This window comes from Veillonella sp. CHU110, assembly GCF_003992255.1.
In the GTDB taxonomy this organism is placed as follows: Bacteria; Bacillota; Negativicutes; order Veillonellales; family Veillonellaceae; genus F0422.
The window spans coordinates 1-17,117 of record NZ_RQVA01000016.1 but is presented as its reverse complement, the minus strand read 5'-3'; the positions used below and the strand labels follow the sequence as shown (position 1 = coordinate 17,117).

The 17,117-nt window shown below is 40.9% G+C and carries 20 protein-coding genes; 19 read left to right on the top strand and 1 reads right to left on the bottom strand.

Annotated elements, in window-relative coordinates; translation table 11 throughout:
* Nucleotides 1–172 precede the first annotated feature (172 nt).
* The 6 genes from EO122_RS06965 to rimM are packed head-to-tail and all read left to right on the top strand — an operon-like array spanning nt 173 to nt 3,304.
* Nucleotides 173–496: a putative DNA-binding protein gene (locus EO122_RS06965; RefSeq protein WP_127009950.1), complete on the top strand. Its 324-nt coding sequence runs from the start codon at nt 173–175 to the stop codon at nt 494–496.
* Nucleotide 497: 1 nt separating this feature from the next.
* A complete protein-coding gene (gene ffh / locus EO122_RS06960) occupies nt 498–1,847 on the top strand; it encodes a signal recognition particle protein (RefSeq protein ID WP_126938255.1) in 1,350 nt (449 codons plus the stop codon).
* 27 nt (nt 1,848–1,874) lie between these two features.
* Nucleotides 1,875–2,138: a 30S ribosomal protein S16 gene (gene rpsP / locus EO122_RS06955; RefSeq protein ID WP_126938254.1), complete on the top strand. Its 264-nt coding sequence runs from the start codon at nt 1,875–1,877 to the stop codon at nt 2,136–2,138.
* Nucleotides 2,139–2,159: 21 nt separating this feature from the next.
* The gene (locus EO122_RS06950; protein ID WP_126938253.1) at nt 2,160–2,387 is read left to right on the top strand and encodes a KH domain-containing protein; all 228 of its coding nucleotides are present in this window, start codon (nt 2,160–2,162) and stop codon (nt 2,385–2,387) included.
* 12 nt (nt 2,388–2,399) lie between these two features.
* Nucleotides 2,400–2,807, top strand: a complete 408-nt coding sequence (locus tag EO122_RS06945; RefSeq protein WP_127009949.1) for a YlqD family protein — start codon at nt 2,400–2,402, stop codon at nt 2,805–2,807.
* On the top strand, nt 2,807–3,304 hold the full coding sequence (rimM, locus tag EO122_RS06940) for a ribosome maturation factor RimM (RefSeq protein ID WP_127009948.1): 498 nt from the start codon (nt 2,807–2,809) through the stop codon (nt 3,302–3,304). The genes EO122_RS06945 and rimM overlap by 1 nt, the downstream gene beginning before the upstream one ends.
* 58 nt (nt 3,305–3,362) lie before the next feature.
* Here rimM and EO122_RS06935 read toward each other — a convergent pair whose 3' ends face one another.
* Nucleotides 3,363–4,814, bottom strand: coding sequence for a nucleotidyltransferase family protein (locus EO122_RS06935; RefSeq protein WP_127009947.1), 1,452 nt, complete (start codon nt 4,812–4,814; stop codon nt 3,363–3,365).
* Between the two features lie 114 nt (nt 4,815–4,928).
* Here EO122_RS06935 and EO122_RS06930 point away from each other — a divergent pair, with 114 nt between their 5' ends.
* The 13 genes from EO122_RS06930 (at nt 4,929) to secF (ending at nt 16,647) form a co-directional block, all read left to right on the top strand.
* Nucleotides 4,929–5,495 (top strand): hypothetical protein, encoded by a 567-nt coding sequence (locus EO122_RS06930; protein ID WP_127009946.1) that lies wholly within the window; start codon nt 4,929–4,931, stop codon nt 5,493–5,495.
* 3 nt (nt 5,496–5,498) lie between these two features.
* The gene (locus EO122_RS06925) at nt 5,499–6,713 is read left to right on the top strand and encodes an acetate/propionate family kinase (RefSeq protein ID WP_127009945.1); all 1,215 of its coding nucleotides are present in this window, start codon (nt 5,499–5,501) and stop codon (nt 6,711–6,713) included.
* A gap of 341 nt (nt 6,714–7,054) precedes the next feature.
* On the top strand, nt 7,055–7,729 hold the full coding sequence (radC, locus tag EO122_RS06920; protein WP_126938247.1) for a DNA repair protein RadC: 675 nt from the start codon (nt 7,055–7,057) through the stop codon (nt 7,727–7,729).
* 71 nt (nt 7,730–7,800) lie between these two features.
* On the top strand, nt 7,801–8,301 hold the full coding sequence (gene ruvC / locus EO122_RS06915) for a crossover junction endodeoxyribonuclease RuvC (protein WP_126938246.1): 501 nt from the start codon (nt 7,801–7,803) through the stop codon (nt 8,299–8,301).
* 7 nt (nt 8,302–8,308) lie between these two features.
* Nucleotides 8,309–8,920: a Holliday junction branch migration protein RuvA gene (gene ruvA / locus EO122_RS06910; RefSeq protein ID WP_127009944.1), complete on the top strand. Its 612-nt coding sequence runs from the start codon at nt 8,309–8,311 to the stop codon at nt 8,918–8,920.
* 2 nt (nt 8,921–8,922) lie between these two features.
* A complete protein-coding gene (gene ruvB, locus EO122_RS06905; protein WP_127009943.1) occupies nt 8,923–9,930 on the top strand; it encodes a Holliday junction branch migration DNA helicase RuvB in 1,008 nt (335 codons plus the stop codon).
* Nucleotides 9,927–11,414: a SpoIID/LytB domain-containing protein gene (locus EO122_RS06900; protein WP_240632675.1), complete on the top strand. Its 1,488-nt coding sequence runs from the start codon at nt 9,927–9,929 to the stop codon at nt 11,412–11,414. The genes ruvB and EO122_RS06900 overlap by 4 nt, the downstream gene beginning before the upstream one ends.
* A 14-nt stretch (nt 11,415–11,428) precedes the next feature.
* Nucleotides 11,429–12,454, top strand: a complete 1,026-nt coding sequence (gene queA / locus EO122_RS06895) for a tRNA preQ1(34) S-adenosylmethionine ribosyltransferase-isomerase QueA (protein WP_127009942.1) — start codon at nt 11,429–11,431, stop codon at nt 12,452–12,454.
* 45 nt (nt 12,455–12,499) lie between these two features.
* Nucleotides 12,500–13,609 (top strand): tRNA guanosine(34) transglycosylase Tgt, encoded by a 1,110-nt coding sequence (tgt, locus tag EO122_RS06890; RefSeq protein WP_126938242.1) that lies wholly within the window; start codon nt 12,500–12,502, stop codon nt 13,607–13,609.
* Between the two features lie 8 nt (nt 13,610–13,617).
* Complete coding sequence (yajC, locus tag EO122_RS06885; RefSeq protein ID WP_127009941.1) at nt 13,618–13,911, top strand: preprotein translocase subunit YajC; 294 nt, start codon at nt 13,618–13,620, stop codon at nt 13,909–13,911.
* Nucleotides 13,911–14,480, top strand: a complete 570-nt coding sequence (locus tag EO122_RS06880; RefSeq protein WP_127009940.1) for a 5-formyltetrahydrofolate cyclo-ligase — start codon at nt 13,911–13,913, stop codon at nt 14,478–14,480. Before yajC ends, EO122_RS06880 begins: the two co-directional genes overlap by 1 nt.
* An 11-nt stretch (nt 14,481–14,491) precedes the next feature.
* Entirely contained in the window at nt 14,492–15,754 is a 1,263-nt protein-coding gene (secD, locus tag EO122_RS06875) for a protein translocase subunit SecD (RefSeq protein WP_126938239.1), read from the top strand.
* Nucleotides 15,751–16,647 carry a protein translocase subunit SecF gene (gene secF, locus EO122_RS06870; protein WP_126938238.1) on the top strand — a complete coding sequence of 299 codons (897 nt, stop codon included), beginning with the start codon at nt 15,751–15,753 and terminating at the stop codon, nt 16,645–16,647. Before secD ends, secF begins: the two co-directional genes overlap by 4 nt.
* The last annotated feature ends 470 nt before the right edge of the window (nt 16,648–17,117 follow it).

Sequence of the window (17,117 nt, the reverse complement as noted above, 5' to 3'; positions counted from 1 at the left end):
AGTACATTTTCTTCCTTAGAAGATCACGTCAACAATGTGTGACTACTATAGATACTTGTAAAGTAGAAATACTTTACAAGTGTTGACAATAAGAGAAAAGGTTGGTATTATTAAGTGTAAACATTTTTAACTTGACACTGATTGACTTGCTATATGCAAAGAGGAGGCACTCATGGAAGAACGAATGACAATAAGTTTGTTGTTGGATTTTTATGGGCCTTTATTGACAGAGCGTCAAAGAGAATGTTATGCCTTGCATCATGAAGATGATATGTCATTAGGTGAAATCGCAGAGGAATTTGGCATTTCTAGACAAGCCGTACATGATACGATAGAACGGGCTAAATCATTGATGGAATCCTATGAGGAAAAGTTGCACTTAATTGAGCAATATATGATGCGAAGAGATATTATTACAGAGATTAAAGAAGAAATAGGTAACACGATACCTGTGTCTGACTCAATATACTCATTATTAGCAAAATTGGAGGGATAGTATGGCTTTCGAAAATTTAACACATAAATTGCAAGAAGCCTTTGCATCCTTAAAAGGAAAAGGTAAAATTTCTGAAGATGATGTCAATCTTGCGTTGCGACAAGTGCGATTTGCTTTATTAGAAGCAGACGTAAATTTTGGCGTAGCGAAGGATTTTATTAGCCGCATTAAGGAAAAAGCCTTAGGTGAAGAAGTGTTTGGATCGTTAAATCCAGCACAAACTGTTATTAAAATCGTAAATGATGAATTGACAGCATTACTAGGAGGTACGGAAAGTCGCATTATGATTTCTCCGAAAGCTCCAACTATTATTATGTTGGTAGGCTTGCAAGGGGCTGGTAAAACGACAACCGCTGGTAAACTATCCGTACACCTTCGTAAACAAGGTAAACATCCTATGCTGGTAGCAGCCGATGTGTATCGCCCAGCTGCGATTAAGCAGTTACAAGTTGTGGGAGCTCAGATTGATATTCCTGTGTTTGCTAATGAAACGCCAGGGGCCAATCCAGTAGAGATTGCCAAAGCGGGTATTGAAGAAGCGAAGCGCTTATTAAAAGATGTTGTCATCATCGATACGGCAGGTCGCTTGGCGATTGATGAAACGCTGATGAATGAATTAGCCAATATCAAACAAGAAGTAAAACCACATGAAATCTTGCTGGTAGTGGATGCCATGATTGGTCAAGATGCAGTGGGCACAGCAGAAGCTTTCAATAATTATCTTGGTCTAGATGGGGTAATTTTGACAAAAATGGATGGTGATGCCCGCGGGGGTGCAGCTCTATCTATTAAAGCTGTGACAGGTACGCCGATTAAGTTTACAGGGACTAGCGAAAAAATGGATGGCCTAGAAGTATTCCATCCCGATCGAATGGCCTCTCGTATTTTAGACTTAGGTGATTTTAAAACATTAATTGAAAGTGTGCAAAATACAATCGATGAGGAAGAAGCGAAAAAAATGGCTGAAAAAATGGCCAAAAATAACTTCACCTTAGATGATTTCTTAGCACAAATGAATCAAATTCGTAAATTGGGCCCTCTACAAAATTTGTTGGGCATGTTACCAGGTATGGGTAAATTGAAAGACCAATTGGCGGGCTTTGACTTAAATAATAAAGAGGTACGTCAGATTGAAGCCATTATTAAATCTATGACGATGGCAGAACGTACTGATCCTAATATATTGAATGGATCTCGTCGCAAGCGGATTGCGGCAGGGTCTGGTACTACTGTACAGCGAGTGAATCAATTGATTAAACAATTTGAAGAAGCTCGCAAGTTTATGAAACAAATGCAGTCTATGGGCAAAGGTAAGAAGGGTATGTTCCCTAAATTACCGTTCATGGGATAATATTCTATTTAAGGAGGTGAAAGAAGAATGTTAAAAATCCGTTTAACTCGTTTAGGTGCTAAAAAAGCTCCTTTCTATCGTATCGTAGTTGCTGACTCTCGCGCTCCACGTGAAGGTCGTCCAGTTGATACAGTAGGTCAATACGATGCTACTAAAAACCCAGCAATCGTTAATATTGACGAAGAGAAAGCATTGGCATGGTTGGGTAAAGGTGCACAACCTACTGATACTGTTCGCTCCTTGTTCAAAAAACATGGCGTAATGCAAAAATTTGCTGACGCTAAAAAATAATTAATAGAGAGGCGTACTGTGATGCAAGAATTAATTACATTAATTGTTCAATCATTAGTTAAGCAACCTGAAGCCGTTTCTGTTACGATGGACGTCCGCGATCATGTGGAAGTGTATGAAATTCGTGTCGCACCAGATGACATGGGTAAAGTAATCGGAAAGCAAGGTAAGATTGCGAAAGCGATTCGCGCTGTGGCTAAAGCAGCGGCTATTAAAGAGAACAAGAAGATATCCGTTGATATTGTCTAAAAGGGTGGTAACATGGAAGAAATGACATTACGCGTACCCGTGGCAATTAAGTCTAAGGTTACGGACACTTTAAAAAACAAAATCGTTGCTGATTTACAACAACAAATGGACATGGTGGATCAAGATTTACAACAAATCGAGTTCCAAGCAAAACGTTTGTTAAGTGAACAAGCAAAAATTGATGCACAAGGTTTAATCCAATTGCGTCAACAAATCGAGGAAGAAAAGCAACAACGCGTAGCTTTCAAAGCTCAAGTAGCAGAGCGTTTGAAAGAAGCGGAGAAGCTTGAAGTTGGTTCTGAAATTGCACAAGGCCAAATGGAGCAAACTATTACTGTGAAAATCGGTGATAATTTAGATGCTCTTATGGGCTCTGAAATTTTGCTAGAAGATGGCAAAATTGTTGCATTCCGTAAATAATGGATACTCAAGAACTGATTACCATCGGTGTGATCGTCGCTCCGCACGGTGTGCGGGGCGATGTTCGTATATTACCGAGAACAGACTTTCCAGAACGGTTTATGAATATGGATGTGTGCTACATTAATGGTGAACCATACCATATTACATCTGCTAAATTTCATAAACAGTTTATTTTGGCTACTTTTAAAGAATTACCTGACCGTACTGCAGTTGAACGATTGGGTAAGCAAGAAATAAAAGTGCCAAGACAAGATTTGATGGAATTGCCAGAAGATAGATATTATATCTTTGAAATCGAAGGCCTTGCGGTAGAAGATACAGCAGGTAATGATTTAGGCATTGTAAAAGAAGTATTGCAACCTGGTGCGAATGATGTATACGTAGTAGCCAAAGAGGGTGAACCTGATTTGTTGTTGCCTGCCTTGAAAACAGTGGTATTAACTATTGATATTGAAGGCGGTAAAATGATCGTAGATCCTCCAGAATGGTTGTAATAGAAAAGTCCCTTGTACTGAGTGCAATGATGCATTCAGTACAGGGGACTTTTTGGTTTTATATATACATAGGACTGGTAGTGTAATCATAATGGCTATCACGATAGAGTGGGCTCTCTACGGTGAGCCGCCACAGTCGACTTGCCAGTTGATCTTGCTCGCACAGTGCTTTGGTAACACCAGCTGCTTGTTGGCAGAAAGGGGCCCATTTTTGAACGATAGGAATAGAGGAACGCTTTTCTTTTAGATATTGACGGCCTCGGTCATTGAAAGCGAGTAGTCGTCCATAGGTAGGTCCTTGCTGGTAGCACTCTTGGAACATCTCTTTAGTGCGGTGGAAGAGACTGTAGCTAGCGATGCGATCGAGACGAGCATAGGTGTAGCGTCTTGATTTTAAACTTTCACGGGCCTGCTCCCAAGAAGAGAGGGCACTCGCAGTGAGCCATGCCTCTTCTAAACCATCACTCATATCTTGTAAGTTTTGTAATTCTTCTTTGGTCGCTATGCGGCTAGTGACGTGAATCATATCATAATAGCGATCAAGATTGGCATAATAGTTGGCTTGCACAATATCTATAGCAAGAGGGGCTACCATAGACGGTACGTAGTGATGCCACTTGAAAGTGTCTTCTTCTAAAGAGGAGGTATCGATTCCTAATTCACCTAGTGAGATAGATGTATTGTCTTCTAATGATGCACAAGGTCCGGAAGAGGTATCGGATACTTGTTGCGTGTTATGAGACCTGGATAGACTGGAAGACGTATGTTTGGATGCATAAATAGCACTTCGCAAGGCAGTACCAGATGGTAAAGAATCATCTAAAGTTTGATTATGATGGGAACTAGTTCGCTCCACAGGAATAATGTCTAAATTGATATGATAACGATGCAAGGCACGTATGTACTCAATGCCTAAGATAGTATTAGGGTCATTATCCAACAGACTCATATCGTTTGAGTTTTCTAATGAAAGGCTCCTTGATGACGGTTGTTCTGTTGCTGAAAGTCTGCTGTCGGATGTATGCTTACCTAAGGTCTCGTCGGTATAGAATGATGCATTTGCTGAATGAAACGGTTGTAAGGCTTTGCGTAAGGCTGTACCATAGGAGTATCCTTGACTCAAGAACGTGCGCAACAATTCTTGCGTATTAGGGTGATCTAACGCTTTGGCAACGGATACAAGATCCTCTACTTGCGTATGACTGGCCCCAAAAGAAATAGCATCACACCCAAGAGCATGTAACAATCGAATTCCACCGGAGGCAAAATATTCAGCAGAACTAACAGCGAACATGGAAGGTAATTCAAAGACGATATCTGCATCGCCCATGACCGCCCATTGAGCACGGTGGAACTTAGAAAATATAGCAGGTGTGCCTCGTTGCACAAAATCACCGCTCATCACAACGAGCAAGGTTGCATCTGGATATATACGGCGAAGCTCTTGTAGTTGATGGGCATGCCCTTTGTGAAAGGGATTATATTCTGCAATGATGCCAATAGTTTTCATGTTTGTACCTCCTATGTGTATAGTATACAAAGAAATGTCAAAAAAGGGTAGAAAAAAACCTTACATTAATGGTATAATTGGGCGTAGAGTATTGTATCTATATGAGGTGAACTTATGAAACAATATATCATCGCCCTCGGATTGGGAATGATGTTCCTATTAGGTGGCTGCGGCAACCAGCAAGCAATTGATACCTATAGTTTCGGTCAAAAGGTCATTAATGTAGGTCAATCGGAAGTGATTGTAGATTCTCCTTTTGATTTTGGCCAACTTGATAAAATAGTTGCCAATGACAAAGGGCAGCCATTCACTGTGTATGCGGGACTTGATAAGAACTATGGAGTGTTTGTGAGTGCTACGCAAGCATCAGCAGGAGCTCCTTTACTAAGCTTAGAAGAATCCGCAAAAATAGCTCAGCAAGAGTTAGGAAAAGAACTTGGGCAAACAGGAGCTAATGTACCTTGGAATCAAGAAAAGGTACAAGTGGATGGTGTACAAGCCATAAAATCTACATTGGCCACGAATGCGAATGGTCATAAAGTTGGTTTCACTCAATACACATTTATTAACAAAGGTGTATTGTGGAATATACGCTATTCATACAGTGATGCATCTCCTGTAGGAGAAGAAATTAATCAACGTGTGAATGGGCACATTCAAATTACTAAGAAAGAGGGATAAGTAATGAACGTTTTAGTCGTAAACTGCGGTAGCTCCTCCTTGAAGTATCAATTAATTGATATGGAGCATGAAGTTGTATTGGCGAAAGGTCAATTCGAAAAAATCGGTTCCGATGATGCAATTTTCACTCATCGTCGTCCAGATGCAGACAAATTAGAGCGCATCGAACCAGTAGCTGACCACAAAGTGGCGTTACAAGTCTTATTGGATATTTTGGTAGATCCAGAGCATGGTGTAATTAGTTCCATGGACGAAATCGATGCTGTAGGTCATCGTGTAGTACATGGTGCTGAAAAATTCGCTGATTCCGTATTGATCACTCCTGCAGTGATGGAAGCATTGGAAGAATGCGCGAAAATCGCTCCACTTCACAATCCTCCAAACATCCAAGGTATCGAAGCATGCCAAAAAATTATGCCAAATGTACCACAAGTTGGTGTATTTGATACAGCATTCCATCAAACAATGCCAGCTGAGGCATTCTTATATGGTCTTCCATACGAAGCATACACTGATTTAGGTGTTCGCCGTTATGGTTTCCATGGCACTTCCCACAAATATGTGGCACAACGTGTAGCTGAATTGATGGGTAAACACATGTCCGATCTTCGCATCGTATCTTGTCACTTAGGTAATGGTTCTTCTGTTACTGCTATTAAAGGTGGCCGTTCCATCGATACATCCATGGGATTCACTCCATTATCTGGTTTGATCATGGGTACTCGTTGTGGTGATATCGACCCAGCTATCGTTCCTTACTTGATGGAAAAATGGGATATGACATACCATGAAATCGATGCTATCATGAACAAAAAATCTGGCGTATTTGGTATTTCTGGTGTATCCAACGACTTCCGTGTGATCGAAGAAGCTGCTGAAGAAGGCAATAAACGCGCTCAATTGGCATTGGATATGTTCCATTACAAAGTACGTTCTACAATCGGTGCGTATGTAGCTGTTATGGGTGGCGTTGACGCTATCGTATTCACAGCTGGTATCGGTGAAAATGGTATTGGCAACCGTGATGCAATCTGTAATGGTTTAGAATACTTAGGCACTCGCATCGACCCTGAACGCAACAATGTTCGTGGTAAAGAAGCTGAAATCAGTGCAGAAGGTTCCAAAGTTAAAATCTTTGCAATTCCTACAAATGAAGAAATCATGATCGCTCGTGATACAAAACGTATCACAAGCCCATTAGTGATGAAAAACTGGTAATCTCTGATTATCTGTGAAAGAGTCTCCTCTATGAGGAGGCTCTTTTTGTTATAAATAGGTGGTTTAAGATCGAAAGTACAAGGTGCGAGTGATAGAGCGCTACTAAGGTGTCCAGATAATTTTACGCATTAGGTACTAGGTTATATTAGATACTGTAGTAGGTAGATGTATTGATATGTGATACAAGGAGTTTGCTAACTTGTGGCGAATTATATAGATATAGAGAGATTTACATATAGGTACAAATAACTTGTACAGATTAGAATGCGTCGTACTCAATAGAGTATGGCGTGTTGTCGTTTATAGGAGTTGTAGAGTTACTTTCAAATGATGGAGGAATTATGTTGGATTTACAATCATATCAACTGCCGAGAGAAAAATTTATTGCCTTAGGACCAGAAGCGTTAGCGTTGGAAGAGTTGATTGCTATTTTATTGCGGACTGGAAGAAAAGGGGCCTCTGTGTTAACAGTAGCGAATGATGTGGTGACACATATGGAGACTTTCACAGGCGGGCTAAATGATGTTACAGTGGATCGATTGCGAGAAATTAATGGAATTGGGCAAGATAAAGCGGTAACAATATGTGCAGCCATAGAACTAGGCAGACGATTAGGGCAGATGAAGGTAAAAAAAGATTGGCAAGATTTTAGTACACCAGAAGCAGCGGCCCATTATATGATGGAACGATTACGACATAAAACAGAGGAACATTTTTACATCTTGTTGTTGACGGTGAAAAATAAATTAATTAAGCCCGTCCTTATCTCAAAGGGTGGGTTAACGAGTAGCACGGCAGAGCAGAGGGCTGTATTTCGTCATGCCATTGATGCTAATGCAGGAGCCATAATCTTGATGCATAATCACCCATCAGGGGACCCTACGGAGAGCAGTGATGACGTGCGGGTGACCAAAGTGTTTGCGAGAGCTGGAGAGGTTATGGGGATTCCTGTGCTAGACCATATCATCATTGGAGATGGAACGTATGTAAGCTTATTGGAAAAAGGTATACTATAAGGGTGCAGACATGCTATAAATTTGCTATAATTAAATGATTGAAACGATGAAATAGAATCAGAGGTTATAGCGTGCGAATTATTGGAATTGATCCGGGCTATGCTATTTGTGGATATGGTATTATTGATGTCATAGGGAGCTCGTTGAAACCAGTTACCTATGGTGTGATTACTACAGAGGCAAAAACACCGGAAGCGAGACGATTAGAAATTATATTTAATGAGTTAAGTGATATTTTAGAAGAATTTCGCCCTCAAAAGTTTGGTATAGAAAAGCTGTACTTTGCTCGCAATGTGACGACAGGTATTGGCGTTGCCCAAGCTAGGGGTGTTACTTTGCTCGCGGCGAGCCAGCAAGATTTGCCGATTTACGAGTATACTCCATTGCAGGTCAAACAATCTGTGGTAGGCTACGGAAAAGCAACAAAAGAACAAGTCACCTATATGACGATGAACTTGCTGGGTATTCGTGAAAAAATTAAACCCGATGATGCGGCGGATGCGTTAGCGATTGCCATTTGCACAGCTCATAGCTCGCATACAGATACATTAAAACAGATTTTACAATTGTGAGGATACTATGATTGCATATTTAAAAGGAATTGTTACCCATCGACTAGTGGAGGCTGTCTATGTCAATGTACATGATGTAGGATATCGTGTCTATGTACCTAGCTCTGTGCAAAGTCAATTGCAAGTAGGGGAAGAAACGTGTTTATATACCTATACGAATGTACGTGAAGATGCCATACAGCTATATGGTTTTTTAACAATAGAAGATTATGAATTATTCTTAATGCTAATTTCTGTATCTGGGGTAGGACCCAAACTAGGGTTAGGCATTTTATCTGCCATTAGCCCAGATCAATTTGTAGGTCTTATTATTAGTGGCGATACAAAAGGCTTGCAAAAGTTACCGGGGATTGGGAAAAAATCAGCAGAGCGATTAGTGCTGGAATTAAAAGATAAAATTGAAAGTTTAGGCATTGCAGGGACTTTCACACCTGGTGGTACTATATCAGCATTGGTAAAAGCACCTGTGGGGGTTACGGAAGAAGTTGTAGAAGCCTTAATGGCACTAGGGTATAGTGCGCAAGAGGTACAGCCAGTCGTGCAAGATGTGTATGATGGCACACAGGAAGTGCCAGAATTATTGAAACAAGTATTAGCAGCATTGGGTAAAGGAAGATAAGTATGGATCAAGAAAATCGAATTGTGACCATGCAAGAGCGTGAAGAAGATACTTGGCAGTTTAGTCTTCGCCCACGGTATTTGAAAGAATACATTGGTCAAACGCAAGCGAAAGAAAATCTACATATCTTTATAGAAGCTGCAAAGTTACGTGGAGAAACCTTGGACCATGTATTGTTATATGGCCCACCAGGGCTAGGGAAAACAACTTTAGCGGGAATTGTAGCCAATGAGTTAGGTGTTAATTTTCGAGTTACATCGGGACCTGCCATCGAACGAGCAGGCGATTTAGCAGCCCTGTTAAGTAACTTACAACCTGGTGATGTACTGTTTATTGATGAGATTCACCGCTTGTCACGGTCCGTAGAAGAAGTATTATATTCTGCTATGGAAGATTATGCTTTGGATATTATTATTGGTAAAGGGCCAAGTGCTAGATCGGTTCGTATTGAACTGCCTAAGTTTACTTTAATTGGAGCCACTACACGAGCGGGTGCTTTGGCTGCACCTTTGCGCGATCGATTCGGTGTAATTAGCCGACTAGAATATTACAAGCAAAATGAATTAGAATTTATTGTCAGTCGTTCCGCAGATATTTTGGATATTCATATGGAGCCAGAAGGGGCTAGTGAAATTGCACGAAGATCTCGTGGAACTCCTAGGATTGCAAATCGTCTGTTGAAACGTGTGCGCGATGTAGCGCAAGTATTGGGCAATGGAGTGATTACAAAAGAGATTGCAGACCAAGCATTACAACGATTAGATATTGATGCGTTAGGGTTAGACCGTATTGATCGTAGAATTTTGCATACGATTATCGAAAAATTTGATGGTGGACCGGTTGGTGTTGATACGATAGCGGCTTCTGTTAGTGAAGAGCGTGAAAGTATTGAAGATGTGTATGAACCATATTTAATGCAATTGGGGTTATTGGCTAGAACGAACCGAGGACGTATTGTGACGCCAGCTGCGTATGATCATTTAGGGATTGCTAGAAAGGCGGAACCATGAGAGGATTAAGATATCGCTGTTTAGCGATGGGGATTGTATTCGCCTTATTGGGGATGGCTTCTATAGCGGAGGCAGCGCAGTCTAACGCGCAACCAAGGCAAAGAAAAATAGTGAAAGCCACCTTTGTAAAACCGAATGAAAGGGATCGTAATCAGGAGCAAACTGACAACCAGCGCAAGCCGAATGTGCCGCAGAGAAAGCCAGTGAATACACCGAAACCAGTTAAGGCAGATCAGAAGCCAATGACACATACAGCACAAGCGGTGACCGAAAAGAAACCAACTGCGGACCAAGAAAGTGCATCGAAGCAGACTGGCGTAGAACCAGTGATTCGAGTACTCTTAGGAAATCGTTCGCAAGCATTTAGCATCACTAGTGCTTCACCTATGGTAGTCCTAGATGGTATGCAAAAAAAAGTTCAGACTATAGGTGTAGGTCAGTCAGTGACAATTTCCTCTAGTTCTGGGATTGTGCATGTGAATGGACAGGCTATGGGTCAATCTGTGACTGTACAAAATGAACAAGGGCGGTACGGATCCATATTGCAGACATTAGGAAAAACGTATCGTGGTGCTATTACGGCGCTAGCTAATGGATCAGGGACCGTCAGTGTCATTAATGTATTGGGTTTAGAACAGTATGTGCAAGGCGTTGTTCCAGAAGAAGTGGTGCCTAGTTGGCCTGCACCAGCATTAGAAGCCCAAGCAGTAGCAGCCAGAACATATGCTATGAATTCTATGAACAGTAGACGAGGAAGTACCTATGATATAGGTACCACCACCTCTGATCAAGTGTATGGTGGTAAAAGCAGTGAATATGCTAGCACGAATGCAGCTGTGAATCAAACACGTGGGATGGTCATCACGTATCAAGGAAAACCGATCAATGCACTCTTTCATTCCGATGGTGGAGGGTATACAGAAGATAGTGTAAACCTATGGGGCAATGATCTGCCGTACCTAAAAGGGGTACAAGATTACTCGAACCATGAAGGAACAACAGTTTGGAATGTCATTACCAGTCGTGAGAGCATCGAAAAGAAATTGGCTGGAGCTAGTAAATCTGTAGGAGCTTTGAAACAAATCGAGTTGACGCCACTGACCTCTCGCCCGATGAAAGCCTTAGATCGAGGTGTATCAGGGCGCATTAAGTCGATGAAGTTTGTTGGTGAACGTGGCATAGTGACATTGACAGGGGAACAAGTGCAGGGACTATTTGGTTTAAAATCTACCTTGTTTGACATGTATATAGGGCAAACGCCACCTAGTCGTATTGATGGGTCCACTATGAAAGTAAACCACACGTTTGGTAGCGGTAATCAAACTGTGACGATTCATGGATATGGATGGGGTCATGGTTTGGGACTTTCACAATGGGGCGCCGCAGAAATGGCCAGTCGAAAAGAGGCGAGCCAACCAAACTATTACAAAGTGATTTTACAACATTATTACCAAGGTACGGCGATTACGAAACTGTACAATTAACTAGAAGGAATAGTATGAAAGTATCTGATTTTAATTATGATTTACCAGAAGAACTCATTGCTCAACATCCAGCGGAACCACGTGATGCATCGCGGTTAATGACATTGGATAAAGTGAGCGGAGCCATATCTCATAAAGACTCCTTCCGTGACATATTAGATGAGCTACGCGAAGGGGATGTGTTGATTTTTAATAATACAAAGGTAATTCCTGCGCGATTATATGGGGAACGAAAGGGTACTGGAGGTAAAGTAGAAGTATTATTGCTGACGCCTAAAGGTGAACATCTATGGGAATGCCTTGTGAAACCGGGTAAAAAATGTCAAAAGGGACAAGAACTGTCCTTTGGTGCCAACTTGGAAGCGGTTGTGGTAGACCATACAACGTTTGGTGGTCGATTGATTCAATTTAAGCCGAATGGTAATTTTGATGAGATTATCAATGACATCGGAGAAATGCCTCTACCACCATATATCCATGAAAAATTAGAAGACAAAGATAGATACCAAACAGTATATGCAAAGGAAAAGGGATCTGCTGCAGCACCTACAGCGGGACTACATTTTACGCCTGATCTATTACAAGAGATTCAGAACAAAGGTGTACAGATTGGATTTGTTACTTTGCATGTAGGGTTAGGGACCTTCCGTCCAGTGTCGGCAGAATCTATTGAAGATCATGATATGCATAAAGAGTTTTATCATGTGTCAGAAGAAACTGCGGAGTTAGTCAATCGTGCCAAAGCAGAAGGTCGAAGAGTCATTGCGGTAGGAACTACGTCAGTGCGTACATTAGAATCTGCAGCCACAGACATTGGTCATGTACATAGCGGATCTGACTGGACTCAAATTTTTATCTATCCTGGGTATACTTATAAAATGGTAGATGCATTAATTACTAATTTTCATTTGCCACAGTCCACCTTACTGATGCTTATTAGTGCGTTAGCAGGCAGAGAGCATTGTTTGGCGGCCTATGAAGAGGCAGTTAAGGAGAAATATAGATTTTTCAGTTTTGGAGATGCTATGTTTATTCGATAAGATGAAAAGTATGTTATAATACAAAAGTAATGAAGGAGTGTATGTATGGCAATTAAATATGAATTGCAAAAACAATGTCCTCACACAGGTGCAAGGGCAGGGTTGTTGCATACTCCTCATGGAACGTATGAAACACCGATGTTTATGCCAGTAGGTACACAAGCAACGGTAAAAACATTGGCTCCAGAGGAGTTAAAAGCGATGGGGTCTCAAGTCATTTTGAGCAATACCTATCATTTATTCTTGCGTCCTGGTCCTGAACTGGTGGAAGAAGCAGGGGGATTGCATAAATTTATGAATTGGGATCAAGCTATTTTAACAGATAGTGGTGGCTTCCAAGTATTTAGTCTAGGCAAGTTGCGTAAGATTACAGAAGAAGGGGTTAACTTTCGATCTCATTTAGATGGATCTAAAAAGTTTTTGTCTCCCGAAGTAGCCACTAAAGTACAAGAGCAATTAGGTTCCGATATTATGATGGCTTTCGATGAGTGTATTCCGTACCCAGCAGATCATAGGTACGCGGATGCGTCCACAGCGAGAACGACCCGTTGGGCTGAGCGTTGTCAGGAAGCACGTCGGTCTAAGAACCAAGGTATGTTTGGTATTGTACAAGGTGGTATGTACCAAGATCTTCGTGAAAGAAGTGCCAAAGAGTTAGTAGCAATGGACTTTGAAGGCTACAGTATCGGTGGTCTTTCCGTAGGGGAACCGCATGACTTAATGTATGAAGTGCTAGAGTACACAACGCCATTATTGCCAACTAATAAAGCTCGCTATTTGATGGGTGTTGGTACTGCGGATTGTTTAGTAGAAGGCGTTGCTCGTGGTATCGACATGTTTGACTGCGTATATCCAACACGCGTGGCTCGAAATGGGATGGCCATGACTTGGAAAGGCCGTTTGAATTTGCGTAATGCTTCATTCATGCGCGACTGGGGACCTATTGAAGAAGGCTGTGGGTGTTATGCCTGTCAAAACTATACACGTGCTTATATTCGACACTTGTACAAGGCAGAAGAAATTCTCGCATTCCGTCTAGTGTCGTATCATAATTTATATTTCTTATTAGAATTCATGCGACAAATGCGCAAGGCTATCCTAGAGGATCGTTTCGTAGCATTCCGTGAGGAATTCTGGCATTATTTTACTAAATAGGAGGAACTATGGATTTCTTAGGATTTTTCCAAGGTCAAACGGGCCAAGCAGTATTGCCAGTGCTCATTATGGTAGTTATTTTTTATTTTATGTTGTATCGTCCACAAAAGAAACAACAGAAGAAACGTCAAGTGCTATTAGATAGCTTAAAAAAAGGTCAAAAGGTGTTGACGATTGGCGGCATTCATGGTGAAATTGTAACACTTTCAGAAGACACTGCAGTATTGCGAGTGGCAGAAAAAGTAGAAATGACATTTGCTCGATCTGCTATTGCACAGGTTCTTGGAAAGGACCAAAAGTAATGGATAAACAAACACTGCGTCAAGAGTTTCTTTTAAAACGAAGCAGTGTAACAATGGATATGGTGTCTCTTTGGTCAAAACAACTGAGCCGGCAACTGTGGTCTCTCCCAGAGGTTAGAGAAGCGCAACATATTATGGCCTATTTATCGATGCCCAAAGAGGCGAATTTAGATGTGTTTCTAGCGGAAGCGTTAGAGCAACAGAAAGATATCTATGTACCTGTTTGTATCAATAAAACAGAGATGATAGGTGTTCATCTGGATGATCTAGATGATGTAGAACGAGGTACATTAGGGATACGAATTCCTAAGAAACCATATCGAATTGTAGATCCCCATATCTTAGATTGCGTATTAGTGCCAGGGTTAGCTTTTGATGCAACTGGTGGACGTATGGGTATGGGAGCAGGATATTATGACCGATATTTGCAACAGATTGTTTTTGAAAAACGTATCGGCATTGCTTGGGATAACCAACTTTCAGAGAAAGCGTTACCTATGGCAGCACATGATGAGTGGATGCATAAGATTGTAACACCGTCTGAAAGTATCCAGTGTATTAAAGGATAGGAGGGAATCCATTGAACACAAAAGCAGCTTTACGCTTTTTTGGCGTAGTAGCAGTTATTTTGGGCTTATTTATTTGGCTCATTGGACCATTAGCTAACTCTATCAAGCAAGGGTTAGATTTACAAGGTGGGACTCACATTGTACTAGAAGCACAAGATTCTGGTCCTAATGTGGTAACGGATGATGCAGTAGAACGGGTCATTCAAATTTTAGGTCGCCGTATCAATGAAATGGGCTTAACAGAGCCAATTATTCAACGAGAAGGTAAAAAACGTATTATTATTGAATTACCAGGGGAAAAAGACCCGCAAAAAGCGATTGAAACAGTCGGTAAAACAGCGGTTCTTGAGTTCCGTGATGAAAATGGTAAAGTTCATTTAGACGGTAATGATTTAAAAGATGCGAAAGAACAATTAGAAGGTAAACAAGCATCTGTTAATATTCAATTGACAGATGAAGGCGCCAAAAAATTCGGCGCTTTAACAACAGCTAACATTGGTCGCCATATCGGCATTTACCTTGATGGCGAGCAATTGACGAATCCTGTAGTTAATGAACCAATTACTGGTGGTAGTGCTCGTATTACAGGTAGCCGTGACCTAGAAGAAGCAAAAAATCTAGCTATCTTATTACGTTCTGGTGCATTACCTGTCAAAGTAGAAGTTATGGAGGTTCGTACAGTAGGCCCTACATTAGGTCAGGACTCCAAAGATAAATCTGTTATCGCCTTCGGAGTAGGGATTGCATTGATCATTGCTTTCATGCTTGTTTTATATCGTTTGTCAGGATTTGTGGCAACGATTGCCTTGCTGGTGTTTGTATTAATTTTAGTGGGTATTCTGGGGCCGCATGCTCTGAATGCAACGATGACATTGCCTGGGGTAGCGGGGATTATCCTGAGTATGGGCGTCGCCGTGGATGCGAATATACTTATATTTGAACGCTTCAAAGAAGAAGTAACGGATGGCAAAACATTGCGTATGTCTATGGAATCAGGATTTAGACGTGCCTTTGATACAATTTTTGATGCCAATACATCAGTTATGATTACAGCTGTTATCCTAATTGTATTAGGTAGTGGTCCTGTAAAAGGGTTTGCTATCAACTTGGCATTAGGTGTTATTGTATCTATGTTCACAGCTGTATCTATGAGCCGTACCTTGATGCATATGCTCATTGCAGCTCGTATTACGAATCGTCCATTCTGGTATGGATCTAATGTGTCTCCATCTGTAACGATGGAAGCGTTTGCGAAAGGAGATAAGAAAAAATGACATTTGATGTAATAAAACGTCATCGTTGGTGGTTTAGTATCTCCTCCATTGCGGTTATCCTAAGTATTATTTCCATGTTTATGTATGGATTTAACTTTGGTATCGACTTTACAGGTGGTACCATTGTAGAAGTTGAATTTGCTAAGCCAGTTCAAGTATCGGCTGTACGCGACAATTTGAAAGCCTTTGATTTAGAAAACTCTGTCATTCAATTGTCTGGTTCGGATGCGACAGATACAGAAGGCAAAACGGTAATGATCCGTACTCGTAATCTTGAGGCTAGTGAAAGCCAAGCCGTTGTAGAAGCCTTAAATAAAAACCTAGCAGAAGGCACAGTAAAACGTATTGAATCTGTAGGTGCTGTAATTGGTTCAGAAGTCACTGAACATGCGTTGACTAACTTACTAATTGCCTTTGTAGCATTGGCATTGTATATTACGTATCGATTTGAATATCGTGTAGCTCTATCTTGTTTGGCAGCTATTTTCCATGACTTAATCATGGTATTAGGGATATTCTCTTTCTTCCATTTAGAAATTGATTCCTCCTTCTTGGCTGCGATTTTGACAGTCATTGGTTACTCTATGAATGAATCTGTAGTAATTTTTGACCGAATTCGTGAGAATACACATACACATAAACGAACAGATACATTTGCAGATCTTGCGAATGCAAGTATTCATCAAAGTATCCATCGTAGTTGCTATACATTATCTACAGTTTTGTTTGCATGTTGTTCCCTATATTTCTTTGGTGGGGATACAACCAAAAACTTTGCGCTATGTATGATTATTGGATTCGTAAGTGGTGCTTATTCCTCCATTTGCGTAGCAACTTCATTATGGGCAATTTGGAAATCTAATAATAAAAAAGATGCACGTAATCGTCACTAATGATGCTATTCTGTTTTGCTAGAATGCTTGATTGGTGAAAGGGAAACGAGCAACATATTCCTCCACAAACTGATCCTACGGTAGGTTTGTTCCGGAACATGTTGCTCGTTTCTGCGTTTGGACATTTAGGCAATAAGACTGTAGTAAACCGTTCTACGCAAAAAGGGCGTTCCTTGGTGGATTAATAGATTGGTGTACTTATTGGAAACAAACAACATATTCCTCTACAAGCTGATCCTACGGTAGTTTTGTTCTGGGATGTGTTGCTCGTTTCTTGGTTTAGATATTTAGTTAAAAATAGTGTTGGAAACATTTTGCATGAAGATGGGGTTTATAGGCGTATAGTAGGATTTAATGAAGTTCGAAAATAATTGCTATAAGGGGTTGCAAATTATTTGGAAATAGCATATAATACTTTTAGTGCTTGAGACACAAGCACTTTTAATTTTCTCAAATCATATTAGATGAAA